General features: G+C 38.6%; 17 protein-coding genes, 1 tRNA gene and 2 pseudogenes. 14 read left to right on the top strand and 6 right to left on the bottom strand.

Features of this window, described 5'->3' with window-relative positions:
* Positions 1-77: 77 nt before the first annotated feature.
* The 4 genes and pseudogenes from WIW89_RS02545 to WIW89_RS02530 all read left to right on the top strand — a co-directional run.
* A pseudogene (locus WIW89_RS02545) lies at positions 78-215 on the top strand (IS200/IS605 family accessory protein TnpB-related protein); the annotation flags it as partial.
* A 229-nt stretch (positions 216-444) separates the two neighbouring features.
* Complete coding sequence (locus tag WIW89_RS02540; protein WP_337719648.1) at positions 445-5,058, top strand: hypothetical protein; 4,614 nt, start codon at positions 445-447, stop codon at positions 5,056-5,058.
* Positions 5,059-5,143: 85 nt separating this feature from the next.
* Complete coding sequence (locus tag WIW89_RS02535) at positions 5,144-6,592, top strand: hypothetical protein (RefSeq protein ID WP_337719647.1); 1,449 nt, start codon at positions 5,144-5,146, stop codon at positions 6,590-6,592.
* A 130-nt stretch (positions 6,593-6,722) separates the two neighbouring features.
* A tRNA-Gly gene (locus WIW89_RS02530) sits at positions 6,723-6,798 on the top strand.
* A 33-nt stretch (positions 6,799-6,831) separates the two neighbouring features.
* Here WIW89_RS02530 and WIW89_RS02525 read toward each other — a convergent pair.
* A pseudogene (locus WIW89_RS02525) lies at positions 6,832-6,909 on the bottom strand (putative integrase); the annotation flags it as partial.
* Positions 6,910-8,100: 1,191 nt separating this feature from the next.
* Between WIW89_RS02525 and WIW89_RS02520 the strand changes: the two are divergent.
* From WIW89_RS02520 to WIW89_RS02505, 4 genes are all read left to right on the top strand, one after another.
* Positions 8,101-10,242, top strand: a complete 2,142-nt coding sequence (locus WIW89_RS02520; RefSeq protein WP_337719646.1) for a glutamate synthase-related protein — start codon at positions 8,101-8,103, stop codon at positions 10,240-10,242.
* Positions 10,239-12,215, top strand: coding sequence for a class II glutamine amidotransferase (locus tag WIW89_RS02515; RefSeq protein ID WP_337719645.1), 1,977 nt, complete (start codon positions 10,239-10,241; stop codon positions 12,213-12,215). The genes WIW89_RS02520 and WIW89_RS02515 overlap by 4 nt, the downstream gene beginning before the upstream one ends.
* A gap of 101 nt (positions 12,216-12,316) precedes the next feature.
* Positions 12,317-13,138 carry a hypothetical protein gene (locus WIW89_RS02510; RefSeq protein ID WP_337719644.1) on the top strand — a complete coding sequence of 274 codons (822 nt, stop codon included), beginning with the start codon at positions 12,317-12,319 and terminating at the stop codon, positions 13,136-13,138.
* Entirely contained in the window at positions 13,135-13,956 is an 822-nt protein-coding gene (locus tag WIW89_RS02505; protein WP_337719643.1) for an ABC transporter substrate-binding protein, read from the top strand. The genes WIW89_RS02510 and WIW89_RS02505 overlap by 4 nt, the downstream gene beginning before the upstream one ends.
* 27 nt (positions 13,957-13,983) lie before the next feature.
* Here the strand turns inward: WIW89_RS02505 and WIW89_RS02500 are convergent, their stop codons facing one another.
* On the bottom strand, positions 13,984-14,550 hold the full coding sequence (locus WIW89_RS02500) for a hypothetical protein (protein ID WP_337719642.1): 567 nt from the start codon (positions 14,548-14,550) through the stop codon (positions 13,984-13,986).
* Positions 14,551-14,612: 62 nt separating this feature from the next.
* On the opposite strand from WIW89_RS02500, the gene cimA reads away from it, so the two are divergent.
* Together cimA and WIW89_RS02490 are read left to right on the top strand one after the other, a co-directional pair.
* A complete protein-coding gene (gene cimA / locus WIW89_RS02495) occupies positions 14,613-16,187 on the top strand; it encodes a citramalate synthase (protein WP_337719641.1) in 1,575 nt (524 codons plus the stop codon).
* Between the two features lie 3 nt (positions 16,188-16,190).
* Entirely contained in the window at positions 16,191-17,090 is a 900-nt protein-coding gene (locus tag WIW89_RS02490) for a 4-hydroxybenzoate octaprenyltransferase (RefSeq protein ID WP_337703464.1), read from the top strand.
* Between the two features lie 135 nt (positions 17,091-17,225).
* On the opposite strand, the gene WIW89_RS02485 is transcribed toward WIW89_RS02490, so the two are convergent.
* Genes WIW89_RS02485 through WIW89_RS02475 form a run of 3 tightly spaced genes read right to left on the bottom strand, consistent with a single transcriptional unit; the run spans position 17,226 to position 18,715 of the window.
* Positions 17,226-18,053: a gamma-glutamylcyclotransferase gene (locus tag WIW89_RS02485; protein WP_337719787.1), complete on the bottom strand. Its 828-nt coding sequence runs from the start codon at positions 18,051-18,053 to the stop codon at positions 17,226-17,228.
* Complete coding sequence (locus WIW89_RS02480; RefSeq protein WP_337703462.1) at positions 18,046-18,366, bottom strand: hypothetical protein; 321 nt, start codon at positions 18,364-18,366, stop codon at positions 18,046-18,048. Before WIW89_RS02480 ends, WIW89_RS02485 begins: the two co-directional genes overlap by 8 nt.
* The gene (locus WIW89_RS02475; protein WP_337703461.1) at positions 18,353-18,715 is read right to left on the bottom strand and encodes an NfeD family protein; all 363 of its coding nucleotides are present in this window, start codon (positions 18,713-18,715) and stop codon (positions 18,353-18,355) included. Before WIW89_RS02475 ends, WIW89_RS02480 begins: the two co-directional genes overlap by 14 nt.
* A 33-nt stretch (positions 18,716-18,748) precedes the next feature.
* On the opposite strand from WIW89_RS02475, the gene WIW89_RS02470 reads away from it, so the two are divergent.
* The 3 genes from WIW89_RS02470 (at position 18,749) to WIW89_RS02460 (ending at position 21,493) form a co-directional block, all read left to right on the top strand.
* Positions 18,749-20,053 carry a thermopsin family protease gene (locus tag WIW89_RS02470; protein ID WP_337719640.1) on the top strand — a complete coding sequence of 435 codons (1,305 nt, stop codon included), beginning with the start codon at positions 18,749-18,751 and terminating at the stop codon, positions 20,051-20,053.
* A 16-nt stretch (positions 20,054-20,069) separates the two neighbouring features.
* Entirely contained in the window at positions 20,070-20,849 is a 780-nt protein-coding gene (locus WIW89_RS02465; protein WP_337719639.1) for a slipin family protein, read from the top strand.
* A gap of 89 nt (positions 20,850-20,938) precedes the next feature.
* Positions 20,939-21,493, top strand: coding sequence for a thiamine-phosphate synthase family protein (locus tag WIW89_RS02460; RefSeq protein WP_337719638.1), 555 nt, complete (start codon positions 20,939-20,941; stop codon positions 21,491-21,493).
* Here WIW89_RS02460 and WIW89_RS02455 read toward each other — a convergent pair.
* Entirely contained in the window at positions 21,483-21,929 is a 447-nt protein-coding gene (locus tag WIW89_RS02455; RefSeq protein ID WP_337719637.1) for a PadR family transcriptional regulator, read from the bottom strand. The two genes, WIW89_RS02460 and WIW89_RS02455, sit on opposite strands and share 11 nt — an antisense overlap.
* A gap of 104 nt (positions 21,930-22,033) precedes the next feature.
* On the opposite strand from WIW89_RS02455, the gene WIW89_RS02450 reads away from it, so the two are divergent.
* On the top strand, positions 22,034-22,334 hold a 301-nt coding region (locus WIW89_RS02450), incomplete at its 3' end, for an FAD-dependent oxidoreductase (protein WP_337719636.1).

Raw genomic sequence — 22,334 nt, 5'->3', positions numbered from 1 at the left:
TATATAGTATTACAAATAGTGTTACTGATGTTCCCCCTAACTGATGACGGTCACTGCTCACGAGGATGGGAGTGATAAAAGTGGATGGGTGGGTAGTGGTGTTTACCTCGATTAGCCCCAATGAGTTAAGGGTGAATGTGTGTGAGCCCTTGAGAGGGGTGCCCGTGGTGGAATTAGAAGTAATTAAAAGTAAGGAAAAGTTACACCACGGGTAAACACTTTATATACCGGAGACAAACATCGATATTATTTAATATATTAGAACTAAAATTAAATTTTTATTAACATAATACTGGTCTCAAGATAGATTTAAAAGCTATATTTTATAATTTAATCCACACGGTTAAAACTATAAAATGTGGTCTAAAATACCAAACTGTTAGGTGTATACAATCGTATAAAAGAATTTATAAATAGAGAGAACTTCATTCCCTTAGAAGTGATATGAATAGACTGTTAGGTCTAATCCTATCTACGTTATTTATAGCTTCAATTGTAATTGAGGCAAGTCCATTGTTAACAACTATAATACCGCAAGCAGCAGCAACACCTTTACCATCTGCTGGACAGATAGGTGCTGTATTCATATCTAGCCTCCAGAACCAGTCGATACAAGCAATTGCATTCATAGTAAATGTTTCAAACGTTAACTTAACTAAGATAAACTCTAACGAATACGATGCGATAACTAACTTGATATTAGCAATATCTAATAACATACAGATGTATTTTGAAGAAACTAATGCTCAGAATGGTCAAGCATATATTTCTCCTCAAGAAGTAACGTTACCTCAGAATCTACAGAGTCCAGCCGGCACTAAATACAACTACTCCGTTTATTACGATGCAGCGTCCAAGATAGTGTTCTTCCTAGTAGGTGTAGGGTACACTGGATTGAATGGAAAGGCCTCTGTAAATACTACTGAGTACATACCCGTAAACTACTTACAAGGTGTATTACCAAATGTTAGTCAAGCGTATGAATCCGATATATTCTATTACAACGCTAACACAAACAACGTAACTACGTTATCTTCAGCTAAAGTGAATAATATAACCACTAACCCATACAGTACTCTATATTATCCGTCAACCGGTAAGACCGTAGGTCAATCTACAGATACTATTGCTTATTATCTCGCACAAAACTTATCAAAACTGTCGTGTCTTCAAAATCTTGCAGGGAAGTATTCGACAGAGATTAGTGCTTATGCCACTTTACAAGCCACTACAATAGGTGGAACTACATTAGGTCCCTCCACTACTAGCCAAGTAATAATATTCGGTCCACTCGTATTCGCTACCTCACCATCACAAGCGGGATTCATTAATCCAACTCAAGCTGACGGTTATCTAGGTCCCGCACTAACTAGTGTATCAACCGTAAAGCCCGTGATATGGGGTAGAGCTTTAATTAACTTCACTTTAGTCGACGGTTTATTAGGAACTAAGAAAGCTGGTCAGTTTACATTCCAGTTAAACTACTCAGTACCAGGCCCAGTAACATTAAGTTTTGCCAGCATGGCATTTATAGCATCGATCGATAACTACCCCAGTACTTTCATGTTTAATGCGTATAACTTCTCTAACGGGTATCGTGAGTTCTTCGGTGTAATAACGTCCAGTGACGTTATTACAATAGATGGTATGAAAATTAATGCTTCTGGCGTCTTCAGCGTAAATGGAAAATCGTACTACTTATACTTACTAACATTGACACCAGTTAAGAACAATGGAAGTGTAGTAGAATATGTATCTAACTTGTACTTCCAGACCGCAATAGCTGGCAATACAACTCCAAGTACTACCTATGTAAAAGCATATGTCAATGGTACAAACAATACCAAAGGCTCCACATTACCGGTATACGCTTACTACATCCCCTATCCGAATAAGCTAACTCTGACCGGTACATTTAATGGTAAAACCTATACTGTAAATCTAGTAGAACCTACACAGCCAACTTTAAGCTATTACAGTGCTACAATCCAGTTATCTGCTACAGCTTATGAAGGACTTAAGGTAAGTGGTGTTACCTACTATCAAAGTGCAATATTATCCACCCCACCGTCTAGTATAGCCATAGAAGGAACATCTCAGATATCTGCAGTAGGTCACTTCACATCAACTGCGGCATCCGTAACGGCGACGCTGTTTAGTAACGCCACCTTAACCTTCAATAACGTACCAGCTGGAAACTACAGTTTTAATGGCTTAATATTAACTCCTGCATATCCCATTATAAACGGAACCACTGCAATGGGATACATGGTATCTGTATACTATCCAGGATTCACTTTTGGTGAGTATCCATTATATATAATAGGAACTCAAGAGCCCTTCACAGTTAAGACGTTACATGGTGGTTTGAACTTAGCTAAAATAGCTCAGTTACCATATTTCTACCTATTACTACAAGCTCCTAACGTTCCCGCTACAGCAACTGGTCAGTCTCCAATAACTCTCGAGTTCGAAGAACAACCTCAGTTTGCATATGTCGCATTAGTGGATTTTGGAATATGGACTAATGAGACCAGCGTAGTAGTAACAGCATACGATACTCAGAATAATGTACTATCGGCTAACCACGGATATTTCTACGGTATAATAATACCTCCAAGTATAAGTATTACTCAAGCACCGCCATCTACTGACTTCATCTGCAATAACTACGTCACAATGACCATATACGATCCTGATGCAATATTAGATCCAGGGTATGTAGGAGGAAGCTTCACTTATGCTATACCGACTAACGGTCTGAACTTTAGCAATAAAAGTGTCCCTGGCCCAGTGATATTCAGTTCTAGCACTATATACAATGTAACTGGAGAATTCGGAAAGAATAGCACATCAATCCCAACGGGAGTATATTATGCGCCAATGTCACAAGTAGCTCCATTTGATCCAACAACGGTAAATGCGTCTGTTAAGGGTGTTACTACTCCGTTATACAGTATTCCGAATTCAGAGGCTGATGCTATGGCATTATATTATCTACAATACTATGGTAGTAACAATCCGTTAGTAAACTACTACTTCCTACAGTCCAAGACTGTTAACAGTGGATATGGTAGCTATGCAGTTCCTATATATGGTATAGCCGGTCTTAACGTAACATCCATAATTGGTGGAAAGACAATGATGTACAATGTATTACCTGGTAATATGGCTACTGTAGGTTACATGTATCTATTACCACAAGCTGCTCCTCTGGGAACACCATTCCCAGGTGCTGCTGAACCCTATTACACAATCAATTTATATGTAAGGTATCAAGTAGACGGGTCTGTATTTGATGGTGCGACAGTTAATGGAACTTATGTAGGACAAGGCCCAGGTTTATACTTAGTAGTGCCTAACGGATCCTTCATAGGTAGCGGCTTTAAGTTTGTGTACGAAACCACAGACTATGCAGTATACCACGACTTACAGTACACTGGAACATACAAGGTATTAGCTACAATGCAAGTACCTCCAGTTAACTTAACATTCTACTTCAAGGGTAACATTATACCATTATATGCGCCCTCCGCAACTTTAGTATTGTACGAACCATACTATGGCTCTACATTACCAACATATTTAGCTCTAGGATCACTTAATACCACTACTGGTACTGTAGTAAGTGCGGAGTGGGTATCATCGTTATATGAGCTAGTAAACGTATACGCTACAGAACAACTACTAGGTGAGATGTTATCAATTAACGTAACCTATCATAACGGAAGTGTAGTAAGGATAGTCCCATCCTTCAGCAATTTGACAACACTGTTCGTATCCTTAGATGGACAAGAGCAGACGTATTGTAACGGTACCTTCTACTTCGAGATAAGCATTCCAGGTTTATTGAAGATATTGCACACAACGATCACTGCATTAAACGGTAGCAACTTGTCTATATCCTATCATGACTACATAACTGGTCAAACTAAGATAGCTACAGCAAAGATCATAGCTCTACAAGGTATTATGCCAATAGTTCCTCCGGAGCCTGGACTAGTAGAGTTCTTCATGACAGCATATCCATTCTACCCAACTCCAACATTTGCTCCACCATGGTTCATAGCTGAGATGGTATATAAGGAGCCGTTCTTGTCATTCGCTGACAAACAGTATGCAAGTAGCGCTGTGTCTTCAGAATTGTCTTTAGGAATAACTAACTTGACGATTGTCACCAACAATACTGTAGGACCTAAGTACAAGGCAATGATATACTACAACATGACTAGCGGACAGACTGTAGTAGTTAACGTATACGGACAGAAGACTAATATATCTGGTGATGTAATGCCGACGATACCTGAGACAGCTCCAGGTACTGGAATATTCAACGGTACATTACCGTTCACAATAGTACCTAATAGCACTGTTCCTGCACCAACAGTAAAGACAGCTAGCAACACTACCGTATACACTAACGGAAGCCTTGCAATAGTACTAGGTGGTAAACCATATGTACTAGGACCAGCTGGATACTTCCTATTACCTAGCGTACCATACAAGAACATATCAGTAGGATTCAATGCAGTAATATACTACACAGTATCTGACCCAGTAGAGAGCTATAGCGGAATGACCTATATGACTGCCTTGAACTTCACTCCGATAAGACTAGCACCATTCAACTATCCAAGTGGTATTATACCCGGTGCTAACAAGTTCACCTACTACTACAACGAATCATTAACCATAACGCCGACCGACCAAGTAGTAAAGATATATGTAACTAGCGTATTGCCATACCCGTTAGAGTTCTACATAGAAGCACTAGTGTATCCAGCTAGCGACTTTAATGCCACTACTGGAAAGATAATAAACCCAACAGAGATAGCCTATTACTCCTACTCACAAGTAGTAGCTAAGCCTTATCTATACTATGCTGCTACTCCATCAGCTGTAAAGAGCTTACTAGTATACGTGCAATTAAATGGTATATCTTCATTACCTGCAGGTAAGTACGTGATAATATTATTCGCAGTACCTTATGCTGGTGGACCTACCATCTCTGAATATCCAGTGTCGTTGTACTTTACTAACGTAAACATAACTACATAAAGTGGCGGGATTTTGAGTAAAAGTTAAAAATCCTTTTTTATTTATTTATTGAAAATTTCCGAGTTATGTATGGGTGGTGTAAAAGATGAAAAATCCTATATTAATAACTGGTATAATGTTGGTTTTAGTAGCAGTATCGATGGCTACGGTTTTTAATGCAGCCTACACTAGTAATGGTATAACTTTCTATTCTCCATCTACTAACGGACAAGTCTATCATTCTGGTCAGACGTTGTACCTTAATGCATCTGCAGGTTCTCAATATGCTAATCAGCCAGTAACAATAACTATAACAACTCCATCTGGTGTTAATGTTGACTTACCTCCAACTCAAACTAATGCTCAAGGATTTGTAATCGAAAACCTGGGAACTTTTGGACAAGGACAACTGTCAACACCTGGTACGTATACAATAGCTGTCTCGGTAGAGGCTCCAAGTCCTTTAGGAACTAAAACTGGAGTAATACAAGTTGTTTACGTTCCGGCTCAAGCCTCTGTTACAATAGAGGTACTAAATGGAGAAACTGGTGTTCCATTAAGTGGAGCTATGGTATATTTATATAACACAACAAATGGTATTCATAAGCTGATTACCGAAGGAACTACTGGAGCTTCTGGTACTGTAACTCTCTCGGTAATATCGTTCAATTTCACTCAGACATTCCAAGCAGTAGCGATGTATAGCGGGTTTGTAAATAACTCAGTAACTTTCTCTATCGTGGGTAACCAGAGTGTTACAGAAGTTATAAAACTCTATCCTGCTGTGCTTTCAATAATACCATTTATGGTAATGCAGAACGGAACAGTTGTTGACGCAAGTAATATTAATGCTCCTTTAACTAGCGTGGTTGTAACCCAAGGTATACCTGCGTCTATCATAGCTAAAGTAGAATTCGCTGGAATGCCAATTAGCAATGCTACTGTTCAGGCCTCTTCAGCATATCCTTCATTAGTAAAGGTGTTATCGGTATCTCCAATTACAAGTGGTACATATGCTGGTGACTATAACATAACTATAGAAGCCATGGTAGTTAACACTACTTCAGCACCCTATGAGGTTGTTTTAAGTATTAACGCGAGCTATATGTCCTTAACCCAATCCGTCTCAGTGTCGGTACAAGCCTACTATAACACATTAGCTTACTTACAACATTACATTGAGCTAATTCAAACAGAGATCAATTTACTGAACACAGATATCAAAACATTGAATACAAGTATAAACTCTCTAACTACTTCGTTATCCTCCTTAAACCAGAGCATAACTACAGTAACAAAAGAGGTTAATACCTTGAACCAAGAGTTAACCACTGCTAATCAGACAGCAAGTGGATTAAGCGGGACTGTGAATAGCCTAAAGACATCACTTAATACATTAGCCACTGAGTTATCGAGCCTAAATACTACCGTAAACCAGTTGAAATCTCAGGTAAACGGAATTCTACCCTTAGTATACGGAGGAATAATTGCAGGTGTACTTGGTTTAATAGTAGCAATAATAGCTATAGTCCTCGTCTATAGGAAGATAAGTTAAACTTTTTTTTAGACTTATTTTACGCTTTTTTAATTTTTCTAAATTCTTCCTTTTTAGGGTTTTATGTTTTAACGTTGTTTTTCATTCTATCTGAGTAAAATTTATTACAACGTTATTCGATTATCTAATTGCGGCCGTCGTCTAGTCTGGATTAGGACGCCGGCCTCCCAAGCCGGTAATCCCGGGTTCAAATCCCGGCGGCCGCATAGTGGGGGATCCACCATACCCCCATTGCCATTTTTCAATTTCAGATACGATTTGACTACGTTAATTAAAGAACCGACGTAACGCTCTTTAATCTCACCATTCACGTTCTCTTATCTGTAAACATAATACCGACCTTTTCTTTCGTGTAAAATATAGTTGCCGAATTTATAACGACGTTGTTTTTCCGTCATTTTCACGCTTCGTATTATAGTTGCCTATTCACGTTTAAAATCATTGGCAACCCGTCAATTTTTGCCGTGATTTGCGTAGAGTTGAAAGAAGACGGCAAAGATTCCTCATTTATGCGAAAAATTCAAAGCTACTTGAGGAATTCTTCGCTGACTAAACAATTCGTTATGCATATGTGTCAGTCCGTTTGAGTAGAACGAACGTACAGAAACGTAGGCATTTCATCTAATGTAAATGCATATGCTTCAATACGTTTTGGCACATCGCGATACACATGTATATGCGTCCATTCATTACGAGTTGATATGAGCGAGATATAGGGCGTAACATAAGCGAATAATAAGCGAGTAATAAGCGTAAAATAATACGCATTTCAACTATATGCATAATTCGCGGACTTTCATTATCGATATTTTGCTATACCCTCTTTTCACAAACTTTCTCTTCGGGTACTTTACTATCCACTCCTTTCACAAACTTTCGCGGTCAATGTTTTCCAATATTTTATTTTGCTCAATGCACCGCTCGTTTACTCTATGCACCGATTATGTTACTCATTGCTACGGATATTTTACTTTATGTTACTCTATGCACCGCATTTCATCAATATGATTTAATTGTGTGTTACTGCACCCCCAATTCCATTACTTTCTTTCATTTTAGATACGATTCGACTATGTCAGTTAAGGAACCAACGTAACACTCTTTATCTCACAGTTCACGTTATCTAGCTTAAAAACATAATAGAGTTCTTATAATCTTATTTAGAGATTTATTTTATCTATTGTTCCTAGCTTATATCATGTTTCTAGAAAAATAACGGATTTACCCTTTCGTTTCCCTTCATTTTAACTAAAATTAAAAAACTTTTAATAAAACGACGAAATCAACATCTTATCTAGGTAGTTTGTACTTTAAATAACTAAATACTTTTAATATTTTTTTAGCTCTTATCTATAATTTTTAAAACTTGAGTTTGAATTTCATAATATGGGACACAAATTTACGAGGATCAATACCTATTATGAGGAAATATGAAACCACAAAGTTTGATTCTATTCTTATAAACAAATATATAGTGATATTGAGCAAATTAATGTCAGCGACCTCTGTTGTTGATCGTAAAGGATTATCTTCCGTTGCCTAAACAGCTTGACGGAGAATTTTGGAACATAGAAAGGATAGAGCATATTAGAAAACTCGCCCTAACAGGGAAACCATATAAAATTTTTCCTGACTGGGGTAATTCACTCCGCATTTTAGATAGGGTTAGGTTTAAAAGTGAGAAATCTACGCTTCGAGAGAATCCGAGTTCTGACACCTCTACGGAAATAGCGGGAATATACATGTCAGCCCCCTTGTATTTGGGAGATATGTCTTATGGAGCGTTAAGCGGTAATCCTAATATAATAATAGCTAGGGCAGCTGATTATACTCAAACTTTAGCAGGTACTGGCGAAGGTGGGCTTCATCCTGAAGTCGCTAAGTATAAGAGGATATTTGTACAATGGGCTTCGGCAAGATTCGGAGTAGATTACGACGTTCTATCCCATGGGGCTGCTGTTGTAATAAAAATAGGCCAAGGAGCGAAGCCTGGGATAGGTGGGCACTTGCCCGGTAGTAAAGTTACCGAACCTATATCCATGACCAGAAGGATTCCAGTGGGTATTGACGCAATTTCTCCAGCTCCGCATCACGATATATATTCGATAGAAGATTTAGGACAGAGGATTGAAGCCCTTAAGGAAGCCACGGGTAAGCCTGTTTTCGTTAAAGTAGCGGCGACTAACTACATTCCCTATATAGTTTCAGGTGTTGCGAGGATGGGTGCTGACGGAGTAATAATAGATGGTCACGGTGCAGGTACAGGTGCTACACCCGTGGTAATAAGGGATAACGTAGGGATTCCAATAGAATTAGCAGTGTCTATAAGCGACCGCGTACTTAGGGAGCAGGGTATGAGGGATAAGTTTACAATAATTGCTGCAGGTAGGGTAGCTGATGCCACTGATGCGGCAAAATTGATCGCTTTGGGAGCAGATGTTGTTAGTATAGGTACTGGCGCCTTAATAGCGATGGGCTGTGTAATGGTCCATAAGTGTCATATTGGTTCGTGCCCTTCAGCCTTGACTAATAAGATAGACGGGACTAGGGAACTCGATATGGAGTTCGGCTTTAAGACTCTAAGTAATTATATTAGGGGCTTCACATTGGAGTTAGCTAACATACTCGAAAACCTAGGCCTTAACAGTCTGAAGGAATTAAAGAATAGGAGGGATTTATTAGTAGGTAAAGGGTTATCCAGGGAGACGCTTGAAGTCTTAGGAATAGAAGGTGAAGAGGAGGAGTTACCGCCGAAATTAGGTGAGCTTTGGAGCAAGAGGAGGAAAGTGTATCTTCACGAGTTGATAAACAAAGGTGAGCCCGTGATAACAAGCATGGGGAGTACTGCACCGCCAGATGTAGAAAAACCCGCTAGGATCGTTGACTGGCTGAGGTCAGATGGTGCTCAGGTGACCAGACCCTCAATAGATCCCTATAGAGAAGATATTGACACTAGCTTCTATCTGGCCCAAGGGAGGTTCTACATGTCTTTACCTATGATATTTGACGTTACTGATGCTCAGTCTGAAGTGAGGGAAGCTTTGAGTTGGGCTGCTCTAGCTCTAAGCTCTGGAGTTTTCTCATTGGAGACGGACATCAGATACTCAGAAGTTTCTATAACCTCTGATGGAAAAGGAGCTATAACGTGGAGTCAGGATTATAAACCTTTCACTTACGTGTATTTGCCTTCCTCTTCGGAGGCTATAGAAGAGGTAATGGAGTTGAAGGGTGTTCTAGGATTTATATTCGACGAGGATATAGGTAATGAAGATCTAGAAATAGTAATATCACAAGTTGATACTAAGCTCAAAGAGATGGGAGTAAGGAAGAAGTTTGACTTGATAGCGAAGTCCAGTAGGATAAGGGACTCTGGAGACGTATTTAAGTTTGTGGCGTTGGGAGCTGATAGTGTTATAATGACTCATAAGGTATTGGACGTAGCGATAGGTGAAGGTTCTAGGTCGGGATTAAAGGATAAGGCCTTTAATTTGATAGCAGGGTTTAAGAAGGAGATAGCACTGTTAGCTGGTGCTGCAGGCATATATAGTGTACAGTCCTCCCTAACTGGAAATAGGGAATTGTTGAGGGCCGTTAACCTGAACTCTTACGTATTGAAAAAACTGAGAGTTAAGGTGGCTGGTTCGTTATGATCCATCCATCAGGTTGTGGTGTTTTAGGCGTATTAAGGAAGAAAAACGCACCGAAGATTAAGGGCGAAGCGGTGGTAAGGGGAATAGAAAGAGTAAGATATAGGGGGAGTGATAGGGGCGCAGGCTTTGCAGTATTTGATAAGAGTTCTAATAATAAATATGTGGTTAAGGTGTTCTTTGAGAGGGATCCTTCCCAACTCGAATCCATATTCACGTCTCACGGAATTAAGGTAAAGTCCCGTGAGATCGAGTATATGGATGGGGACGTTTGTGATTGTAAATATGAGATAACGATTTCAGATTTGACTCAGTTAAGGAAGGCCTTTAGAAACATAAACGAGATAATGTGGAAACAAGGTAGGATGGGGAGGATATATAGTATAGGTTCGTCTTTAAAGGTTTATAAGGGGGTAGGATATCCCAGAGATGTAGCGATTACTTACAAGGTAGAAGAGTTAGAAGGAGACTTATGGTTAGCTCATACGAGACAACCTACGAACTCACCCGGTCATTATCCTTATTGGTCTCATCCCTTCTCGTCCTTTAACATAGCAATAGTTCACAATGGTGATGTAAGCTCGTTTGGTGCCAATTTAGAGTTCTTAATGGAGAGAGGATGGGAGGGGATGGTCGGTACTGATAGCGAGGTAATCGCTTTTCTCTTCGAGGAGCTGTTGAGCGAGGGGTTTTCTGTTGAAGAGGCTACGAGAATTTTAGTAAATCCCTCAAGGAGGTTTTCGGTGATAAACAAGGAGTTAGACTATTATTACCGTAACGCTAGGCTTGACGGTCCTTTCACTGCAGTAATAGGTTACGATTCCGGTGACGACCTTTATTTAATAGCCTTAGCGGATAGGTCTAAGTTCAGGCCTGCTATAATAGGTGAAGACGAGAGCTATTATTATGTTGCCAGTGAAGAAAACGAGATAAGGGAGATAAGTCCTAAGGCTAAGGTCTGGACTTTGAAGCCCGGCTCGTATTTCATTGCTTCTCTTAATAAAGGTGTAATAGAGTACGGGAGGGATGAAGAGGAGAGGAGTTCGTTCTCTCCTCCTCCTATATTTGTACCTGAGAAGTACGATATTGACGCTAAGAATGTTAACTATAATGAACTAAACAGATTGATCGCATCGGTGGTAAAGAATGAGGGCAAAAAAGAGGTAACTGTGGCTAATGTAATGGGTCACAGGTTTATAGGAATTAGCTTTAAGCGTTTGGGAATTAATGGAGTCAGGGTAAATTTATACGGAGTTGTAGGTAACTCTATGGCTAACTTAAACGAGGATAATGAGTTTTATGTTTATGGGAATGTAGCTGACGACTGTTGTGATACAATGCACGGAGGAAAGGTAGTTATATATGGTGATGCGAGGGACGTTTTGGCTCAAACTTTGCAGAACGGTAAAGTGTTTGTAAAGGGTAATGCTGGGAACAGAGTTGGAATCCAGATGCGTGAGTATAAGGACAGGAGACCTTACCTAGTGATCGGGGGTATGGTGGACGATTATCTCGGGGAGTATATGGCTGGCGGTGTAATAGTAGTTCTAGGGACTAACGTGAGGCGTGAGCCGGTAGGGAATTTCGTAGGAACTGGAATGGTTGGCGGTAGAATATACATAAGGGGTAAGGTTTCCCCGTCTAAAATAGGGTTACAACCACCTAAGGTCGAAGTAGTTAAGTTGTTAAAAGCACTATTACTAGAAAACCTAATCAATGAGGAAGAGTTCGAGTCTTTACGAGAACGTGAATATATAGAGGTAATGGACTTGCTTAAGGGAAAAGCTAAAGAGTACGCTAAGAGGTTGTTCGAAGAGAAAGTAGGAATACCTGAGTTTGAGCATAGAGAGCTTAGTGAGGCGGAGTATAAAGAGTTGTTACCCGTTTTGCAAGAGTTCTCAAAGGATATGGGTTCTGATTATACTGAAATATTAAAGGAGAAGTTTACGGTAGTAAAAGCTAGGGGTAGTAAATGATTTTTTTAATTTAAATAGGGTAATTTATTAAAAAATCCTCTAAATGTTTTTATTCTACATGTTAATGTTTATATAACATCTTTACGTATTAGTATTACGAGTTGTATTTTACTAGAGTGAAAGTTGTAGGTAATTCGGAAACTGCAGAGAAAATTAAGGAGGGGTTAGATGCTTTGGGATATTACGTGTTAAACAGAGGGGAGAATCTGAAAGTAGTGGTAGGACCTATTTCAAGGGCTGTAAAGTATGTTGATTCAAAACCTGTTATTTCAGTATCTGAAAACGGCGAATACGTAGTTCCTTTAACCAATATTGAAAGTGGTGTATCTTTTATCGCTTCAATTATATCAGATATTACAAACGGTACTTTAGTTCTGACATCTAAGACGTCTGAGATGGGTGTTTACAGTGTTCAGGAGTTTTCATGGATAAACGGGTTGTATTGGACTAGGAGAGGAATATTAAGGGATGTGAATAGGAAGCTGATAGAGAGGGGTAGGGTTTATGTATACTCTTCCGGAATAGATGGGTTGATACTTCCCGAGGGATATGAGAAGGCCGACTTTCCTTGTGACGCCGATATATTGGTAGGGGAGAACAGTTGTAAGGGGCTCACCCTAAAACCATATAAAGTTATAGTAGGTTTGAAGTTTATTCAACCTATCCCAATTGAGGTGATCCTTTACAGTATCAAGTTAACGTTAAAGTCAATTTATCTGAACGAAAAGAGAATTGATGTAATAGTGACGGGAGTAAGAAACAGAATGGTAGAGTCTCTAGCTAAGTTAATAGGTGCTGAAGTAGCTGTGATTGAAGGCGATACGTGTGAATCGTTGTTGTTAAATTACGGGGGTAAGGTTGTTTTAAAAGGTGTTAAGAGAGCTTTAGGTCTCGAAACTTGCTTAGGTGTATTGAAGTTATGAGAAAAGTGTATAATGAGATCCTTGATGAGTTTGTTTCCGTACCCGATAGGATTGAAAGAATTATAAGCCTCGATCCCGCAACTACAGAAGCACTGTTTATGATGGGGTTAGGAGATAAAATAATAGCTACTGATGCTTTCAGTTACAGACCTGAGGAAGCTAGAAAAAAGCCTAAGATCGGTAGCTATACTCATGTTAATGAGAATTTTCTTGAGGAGAATAAGCCAGATATTATTTTTACGACTACTGGTGCCCAAAAGGAGCTTACTAAGAGATTAATCAATAAGGGATATACTGTTTATCCGTTAGGTGTGACTAACTCGGTGTTCAGGATAATCACTAACGTAGAAATAATCTCGTTAGCAACTGGGGCTAAAGAAAGAGGTAGAGAACTCGCTGGATATTTACTTGATACTCTTGTTAGATACAAAAAGAGGAATGTTCAGAATAGAGTGAATGTTTATGTAGAGTTTGATCTAGGCGGTGTTATAACCCCAGGCTATCCTACTCATGTAAGTGACGCGATTAGTTTAGTAGGCGGCAAGAACATATTCGATGATAAGGACGAGGCTTATTTTACCCCTTGTGATGACGAGGTCTTGTCGAGAGATCCAGATTTGATAATATATGAACCGAAAAGGCTTACGGATTATGAAAAGGAGAGATTTCAAAGAAGGATGAGAGAAAGAGGTTTAGAAGAGTTAGTTAAGAAGAAGAAAGTGGTCTTCACTGTTGGTGACTTTTTAGCTCATCAGGGGCCTAGTTTCATTATTGATGGTATTAAATTCCTTTACGAATCGGTTAATGGATTTAAATGACCGGAAATTAAAGTGGAACTCTTTCCTCTATTTTCTTTTCTTCCCTCTTTCTGGGGTCTGTAATATTTTATCGAGTTTAGTTCCTAATCTCCCACTAAACATTATCTTTATTAAACCTATCCCAGCAATTACTACTCCTATAGCCATTATAAATTCGGTTGTCGTACCCGCTATTGAAGAATAGCTATCGAAGTTTGTCAACTCATATGCAGGTATGACAGCGTAATGAAAAGACACGTATTGAGATACCTGCGTGGGGTTGTTTACTGCAATTATATAATTACCTGGAGAAACTCTAGCGGCTATAAAACCGTTACTGTTGTTTAAGGCTAGAGTTAGGTTACTATAATATACAAAAATATTCACGTTCGTGTTATTAGTTACTACGTATATGGTATTATTTTCAGAGTTACTTGTTATGTTGATAACTTTTTCGGTGGTTACAGGGTTAATTTTCAGGTTTACAGTATGGTTAACAAGTTCGGTATCTAACTTGTGGTAATAGGGTATATAAAAAGGCATCAACAAGTTACCCGCCAGACCTATAACAAAGATCAAAATACCTATTAATACAAATGATAAGTTTTTGTTCATAGGATATCTTGTCCTATACTCAAAATTTAAATTCTTATTTAATTAATGTAAACCTATGACCGGTGTTTACGAAATCTGTTGAGGTATTAGATACTACACTAAGAGATGGAGCACAAACTGCAAATATCTCCTTTACTTTAAACGATAAAATAAGAATAGCCCTCTTATTAGACGAATTAGGCATAGATTACATAGAAGGGGGTTGGCCGGGTTCAAACCCTAAGGATGAGGAGTTCTTCAAGGAGATAAAGAAGTACAGTTTAACTAAAGCTAAGGTAGCGGCTTTCGGAAGTACGAGAAGAAAGGAATTCCCTGCGAAGGAAGATCCTAGCCTGAATGCCATAATCAAGTCTGATGTTGAAGTTGCTGTCCTCTTCGGAAAGTCCTGGACTCTCCACGTTACAGATGTACTAAAGATAGGTTTAAAGGAAAACCTGGACTTGGTGTACGACAGTATCAGTTACTTAAAATCTCACGGACTAAAGGTAATTTTCGACGCCGAGCACTTCTATCAAGGATATAAGGAAGATAAAGAGTACGCGTTGAGTGTGTTAAAGACCGCCGAAGATGCAGGAGCCGATGTACTTGTGTTAGCAGATACGAACGGAGGGAGTCTGCCTCACGAAGTTTATGCGATAACTGCCGACGTAGTTAAAAACGTGAAGACTAAAGTCGGCTTACACATGCATAATGACTCTGGTTGCGCAGTGGCTAACACCCTAATGGGTGTTCTTGCCGGGGCGAGACACGTTCAAGGTACTATAAACGGTATTGGGGAAAGGACTGGAAACGCCGATCTGATCCAAATAATTCCTAATCTGGCCTTAAAGATGGGTTTAGAGGTCTTGAGAGGAAAAGAAAGTTTGAAGAGGTTAAAAGAGGTATCACGTATAGTCTATGAGATTGCCGGATTGCATCCAAACCCGTATCAGCCTTACGTTGGTGATTTCGCCTTTACTCATAAGGCAGGAGTGCATGCGGACGCAGTGATGAAAGTGAGCAGAGCTTATGAGCATATAGACCCCTCGTTAGTAGGAAACACCAGAAGGTTTGTAATATCTGAAGTCTCAGGCTCATCTAACTTGATAACTTATCTAGAGAACGTCGGAATAAAAGTGAATAAGAAAGATCCCAGATTGAGGTCTGCCTTAGCAAAGATAAAAGAACTTGAAAACAAGGGATATAGTTTTGATCTAGCTCCTGCATCGGCGATCCTAATAGCGCTAAAAGAGTTAGGGTTATACCAACCTCTTATAAAAGTAGACTACTGGAAAGTCATTAACGAGAGGGAATTAGCAATAGCAGTTGTAAAAGTAAACGGACAATTAGAAGTAGCAGAGGGAGTAGGTCCCGTACATGCTGTAGATATAGCCATGAGAAAAGCATTGCAAAAAGTTTATCCTGAAATTGGTAAAGTTAAGCTGACGGATTATAGGGTTATACTCCCCGGAGAGATTAAAAATACAGAGAGTGTGGTAAGGGTCACCATCGAATTTACGGACAACGAGAAGACGTGGAGAACCGAGGGAGTATCTACCAGTGTGATCGAGGCTAGTGTAATGGCGTTAATTGAGGGCTTAGATTATTATTTGCAACTTAATAACAAGAAATTAAAAGTCCCTGAGGTTAATAATTAACAAATGGTTCACAGCTGGGATCCAGGTGGAGCTACTGAAAGTAGAAGTAAGCTATACATTTATTTCCGTTTCTTAAGGATAGAACAGACCTTTTTCAGTTTACCTATGGCATATTTAGGTGCTTTTGTAGCAATAAAGAAAATTCCCCCATTTTCAATACTACTCCTGATCTTTCTGTCGTTATTTTTCCTCAGGACCGCTGGAATGACTAATGATAACTTAGCTGATCGTGATATAGATGCTAGAAATCCGAGAACTAGGACAAGGCCTCTAGTTACGGGGAAGATAACAGTCAAGGAAGCTAAAATATTAATTGTGTTCTCGCTCTTGGGGTTTTTCGTGTCTGCTTACTTTGTAAACATTTACGCCTTCCTGCTCTCCCCCCTTGTAGCCGTAGTGGTAATGACATACCCTTATATGAAGAGATATACGGCGTTCGCAAACTATCACTTAGCTACTATTCAAGGGTTAGCTATATTCAGCGGTGCAGTAGCTTCTCTAGGGCTATACGTTCACTCCATTGTCTCACTCTTAGATGGGGTACCGTGGTTTTTTGTTCTATCTGCAATATTCTGGGCTGTAGGATTTGATTTATATAATCATATACCCGATGCGGAATTCGACAGAAGTATGGGTCTTCATAGTTTTGCTGTACTTTTAGGAAACAAGGCTCTGCCTTTTGCTGGTTTTAACCAGATATTGTCAGTAGTTTTGGCGTTTATTGGGGACGTTTTTTACGGCCTAGGATATATAGCCTATGTAGCTACTGTTTTACATGGACTAATAATGGCATACGCCTACTATCTCGCTGCTAGAGGGAATTTCGGGAAAGCTTTCTATTATAACATATACTCTTCGGTGGTTCTGGGATTGGGTATAATATTTGATGTAATGCTAATTTAATATCAGAATCGGTCAGGATCATCATTATTCAGGCAGGGGTTTGTTCATCACTGAAAAATAGAATGAAGTTTTACTAAAATAAAAATGATCAGTCTCGGGTTCCCATATCATTCAATCACTTGAGGGCGGGCGTCATCACGTGTATTTTTCCAATCCGCTACTGATACAATTCTTCCATCCGCTTTTTATTCCTTGCAGTATATAATTAACGTACTCGTGTGATGGCTCGAATTCTCCTTCTTCAGACGGAGACAAGTATGTATAAGCAAAGTAAACGTTGTTGTTTTCATCTTCAACTTTTACCACGTCTCGCATATACCTTATGAGGTGCTTTTCAGCTTTATCTAATGAGTTAAGCTCACTCTCTAACATGAGGTATATATAACCACATACTTTTCCTTTTTCTTCAGTCTTCAAATTTGCACAATAGCCCCATCTACAAGGTGTGTTAAATACTATCTTATAACCTCGGAGTATTGCTGGTATCTTTTTGAAAATCTTTGTGACACCTCTTTGTTTAAGTATCTCTTCGTTGGTGTTTTCAGCATATGCAAAATAATTTAATATTACTGGCATTCCTGCATATTTGGAATAGTCGCCATCCTCTATAACTTCTCTTCCTTCTATAGTTTGATTGTAAACATAAATGTTCACGTTGTCTAGACTGTATCTTCTTTTATAATCAAAGTATACTTTTATTTTCTCCCTTACATACAAGTCATCAGGACTTCCGTTAAAATCCTCAACTTGGTCGAGTATTCTGAGAGTTTCATCGGAGACCTCATAAACTTCTCCGTGGATTATTCCATCTCCTTTAACTACACCTGGGTAATTTCCAAGATCGTACATCTTAAAGCCTTCGGCAAACCCTAACCCCACAAACCTAGAGTTTCTTAAAAAATGATTTAGCTCAAAGCCGAATCTTAATGAACCATAAACGAACAAATACGGAATTCTACTCACCTCCAATGACATATTCCGCCCAAAGTTGTAGTTCAGTCTCGTCCAGTTTTCTCCTCCTACTTCCCTCAATTATCTCAGCTTTTACTATTTTTACTTTTCTAGTAACTTCATTCACTTCTCCCCTAATTTCGATGTATTTAGGCTCTGTATCCACGTTATCGAGACCGCTCGCGTCTGAAATACTAGGAGGGACGAAGGTAATTATCATAATCTTCTTTTCTATACCTTTATCGTCAGTTTCTATCAGTTCCTCTATCTGGTAATTAGGGTAAGAACGTAATTTCAGAATTTTATTAAGTTCAAGCTCTAACACGAGTATATTTCTTAACCCTTAGTTTTAAGTTCTCCATTCCTACTACTATCACTTCATCCCCCTCTGATATTGGTTCATCCGATATTGCTAGCCACCTTTCACCCTCAATTAAAATATAGCCTTCTTTTCCTGGTGAGATATCGTCTAATGCTTTACCTATCTTACCGGTATATGTATACAAGTTCCTTCCTCTTGTCTTCCAAACTACGTAAAAAATTCTATAAGATATGAAACCTACAATTGCTAGTGAGGGTATTGCGACGATTGGATCAGCGTACTGTCCCGTTAACACTAGGAGCAAGATCACAACGAGAATGAGAATTATGGGTATTGCAATATGGCTTACCATAATACTTAAATTAATAAGGGAAGTAATAAGTTTGTGAAACTTTTATCAATATTTTTGATAATTATTCTAATAGCACCTATAGCCTTAGCTTTAGAATTTCACTCTCAGTCTCAAATAGCTTACCCAGTTGGTATGTCATTTTTTCCTTTAACGTCGATATACTATACTGATGAAGTTGTAGGGGTTGTTAATATCACCTCGATGTATATAGGTAGTAGTTATTTCCCTAACGGACAATACTTCACAAACGGAAACGCGTCTTTGCAGCTAAACGCTATGGTAGATGGGTTGTATTGGGCACAAGACGTTGCTCTCTTTCATCAAGTTAATAATGGTACCTTTGACGTAACATTTGTCGTTAATGTATGGGACTTAAGCGGCCCCTTCACTACCAATATTAGCAGTGGGGTTGTATCTACTTATCAAGGACTAGGTGTTATCTGTTATCTAGGCCCTACTTTCAAGGTTAATACTCCCTTTTCCCTTGCACTCTTTATGACGGTTAACTCAACTTATTTAGACTTCGGGTACGCTTTAGGGAATAACGTGTCAATATATTATCGTGTACCTATAGGGGGTATGTTTCAGATAGGGGGTTTGTCGATCAGGGGAGTTCCGAACGATCTGGAGCTAGTGTTTGGAGGTCCTGGTGGGGGGAGTGTAGTGCAGATGTACGTCCATGGCACAGAGGAACTATATTATAAGACAGATAATAAACTTGAAATAGTTCCTCAAGCGTTCTCCGTAGGTCTCGATACGGCAGAAAGTGTAATTGGTATAAACTCCTCATCAAATTTAACAGACATATGTGCTCCTTATACAGAACTAAGTTACGGTAAGGGTAATGTAAAAGTATTATGGCCCGTTAAACCGCAACTGGAAGTTGAAAGTAATGGATCCAAAATTTTCGTAAAACTAAGTTATAATGGGAAACCTCTGGAGTGGCAAAAAATAGAGTTAGAAAAGTTCTCGTTCCCTTCAATTCTCACGACAGTTGGGACAAATATTACGAACTCAAGCGGGGTTGTAGAGTTTAACTATAACTCAAGTACTTATGTAATATATTTTGCAGGTAACTTTAGTTTAGCATCAACTTATTATGTTTCAGTTCCTTATATCTCTTCGCTTTCTTCAGTCTTAAAATCCACTTATGACGAGTTGACTAACTTCATAACTCATTATAATTTTAAGAAGACAATATCTTCATTTTTCGGTAATAAATCTGATACAGTTAAATATTCCGCACAAGTATCAATAAATTACATATTGTTGCTCTATATTCTAGCTTTTAGTATAGGAGTTGTTATATCAGCTATCCTACTAAAATTTAAGCACTGAATACATAATTTAGAGTATGAGTGCGTCATTAATAGGAGATATTATAGGGGTCATCTTCCTGCTAGTAATTGCTATTATACTTTTAACATTATCTCTTCGTGTTATTGCCGAATGGCAAAAAGCAGTGGTATTAAGGCTCGGCAGAGTATTAGGAGTTAAGGGACCAGGATTAATATTTCTAATACCATTTGTTGATAAGCCCATAGTAATAGACTTAAGAATAGTTAACGTTGACGTACCTCCTCAGACAATAGTTACAAAAGATAACGTTACGGTTACAATAGACGCTGTAGTGTATTACAAGGTAATAGATCCCTTAAAAGCCGTAACCTCTGTAAGTAACTATCAAACCGCTGTCTTGAATATATCTCAGACCTCTTTAAGGGATATAATAGGACAGATGGAACTAGACGAGATTTTAAGTAAGAGGGAAGAAATAAACAAGAAGCTTCAAGCTATTCTCGATGAAGTAACAGAAGGATGGGGTATAAAAGTAACGAATGTGACTGTTAGGGACATAAGGTTATCTCAAGAACTATTATCGGCTATGGCTGAACAAGCTAAGGCTGAGAGGCTTAGAAGGGCTAAGATAATTCTGAGTGAAGGAGAGAGACAAGCGGCATCTATATTATCTGAAGCCTCAACATTTTATCAGAATAATTCCGTAGCTTTACAATTAAGGTTCTTAGAGATGCTTTCAGACATTTCCCAAAGAGGTAATATGGTAATTGTAGTTCCAGCAGGTCAAGAACTCTATTCAACTCTATCGGTGTTAAAGACAAAGCCAAATACTTAGTCAGGTGGACTAGAAGATTTCACGGTTCAAAGGTGGTCTTCTCATCATCCTTGTGATGATTTTTAATTTTTACAAATGAAAATTTAAGTATGGATGAAAGAGCGGAGGTCTTAAAAAGGTTAAAAGAAGCTGTAGATATTTTTACCAATAACGAAAGGTCTTATCTATTAATCCCCGAAATACGTACAAATTTTGGTTATGCTTTGAGAGGGGCTAAAACTACAGAAGATGTAGCTGCGATTCCTGGTAGGCTCACTGTAGCTTTTAATAGGGTTATATACTGTTTACCTCCGGCATTTGGTGCTTCTGATCACATTGCTAGGGTTATAATAACGGCTATGAAACATGAGGAAGAAAAAAGGAGTGCAATAAACTTGAAGTATTACGAAGAAATAGTGAGGAATTTACCACAAGATGATACCTATATTTTTGATAGAAAACAAGAGCCCGAAGAAAGTAGAAAAATGGAGCATCACACTATGAACTTCATGGTAGAAATGGCTTACAAGAAGTTCGGAAAAATCCCTCAGTATATCGTTGACTTAGGAGACTTAGGAAAGGAGCCCACAATATATGTTATTGATAAAGACCCAGTGATAGTGGCTGAGAAGAGCCTGAAGCTTTTGAACTTTCTCAGTCCTTAAAAAGATCGTTTACGTTTTGTTTACATTTCTCCAAGATCTCGATAACTTGTTGCATTTTTTTCTCGTCTAGTTTTTTTCTGTGTTTGTATAGGATAAAACCTATTTCAAATAGTGAGTCCAAGATTTTCCTCTTCATAGGATTATCGTCTGCTAGTAATCCTTTTTCAGCTTTCATCTCCTCAAACTTTTTCCTTCCTTCTTCTGTTAAGATATATATCTTTTTTCCTTCTCTCTCTTCTACTTTAACTAAATTTAGTTTGATCAAAGTTTTCAGGACTGGATAGATAGAGCCAGGGCTTGGCTTATATATACCGTTTGTCTTCCCTTCTATGCTTTTTATAATTTCATAGACATACATGGGCTTTTCAGTGAGGGATGAAAGAACCATAAATCGTAATGCCCCTCTTTTCATACGCTCTATCGTTACTCTTTTCATACGCTATTACTTATTCCCTGATAAATTAAAAATAATTTTAGGCATACCCTAATTCTTAGTTTTCGTAAAAAAACTTTAAATCAAATTATTATGATTTATAAAATATGCAAAAAAGAGTCGTAATTGTAGGAGCCGGAAATGCTGGTTCTATAGTTGCAAACGAGTTGGTGAAAAAAATAGGGGATAAAGTTGAAATTACGGTAATAGAACCTTCAGATTATAGTCTTTATCAGCCCGGTATTGTGGACTTTGTAGTCGGTCACGAAAGGATTGAAAGCATAAAAAGAGAGGTTAGTAGTCTTCTAGATAAGAGAGTTAAAATAGTTAAAGACAAAGCTGCAAAAGTCTCCCCTGAAACTGGAAAGGTCGTTACTGAGAAGGGTAAGGAAATAGAGTTCGATTATT

This window comes from Stygiolobus sp. CP850M, assembly GCF_037389425.1.
Lineage (GTDB): Archaea > Thermoproteota > Thermoprotei_A > Sulfolobales > Sulfolobaceae > Stygiolobus.
Note: the sequence above shows the minus strand (reverse complement) of the source record. Positions and strands in the feature narration are given on the sequence as shown.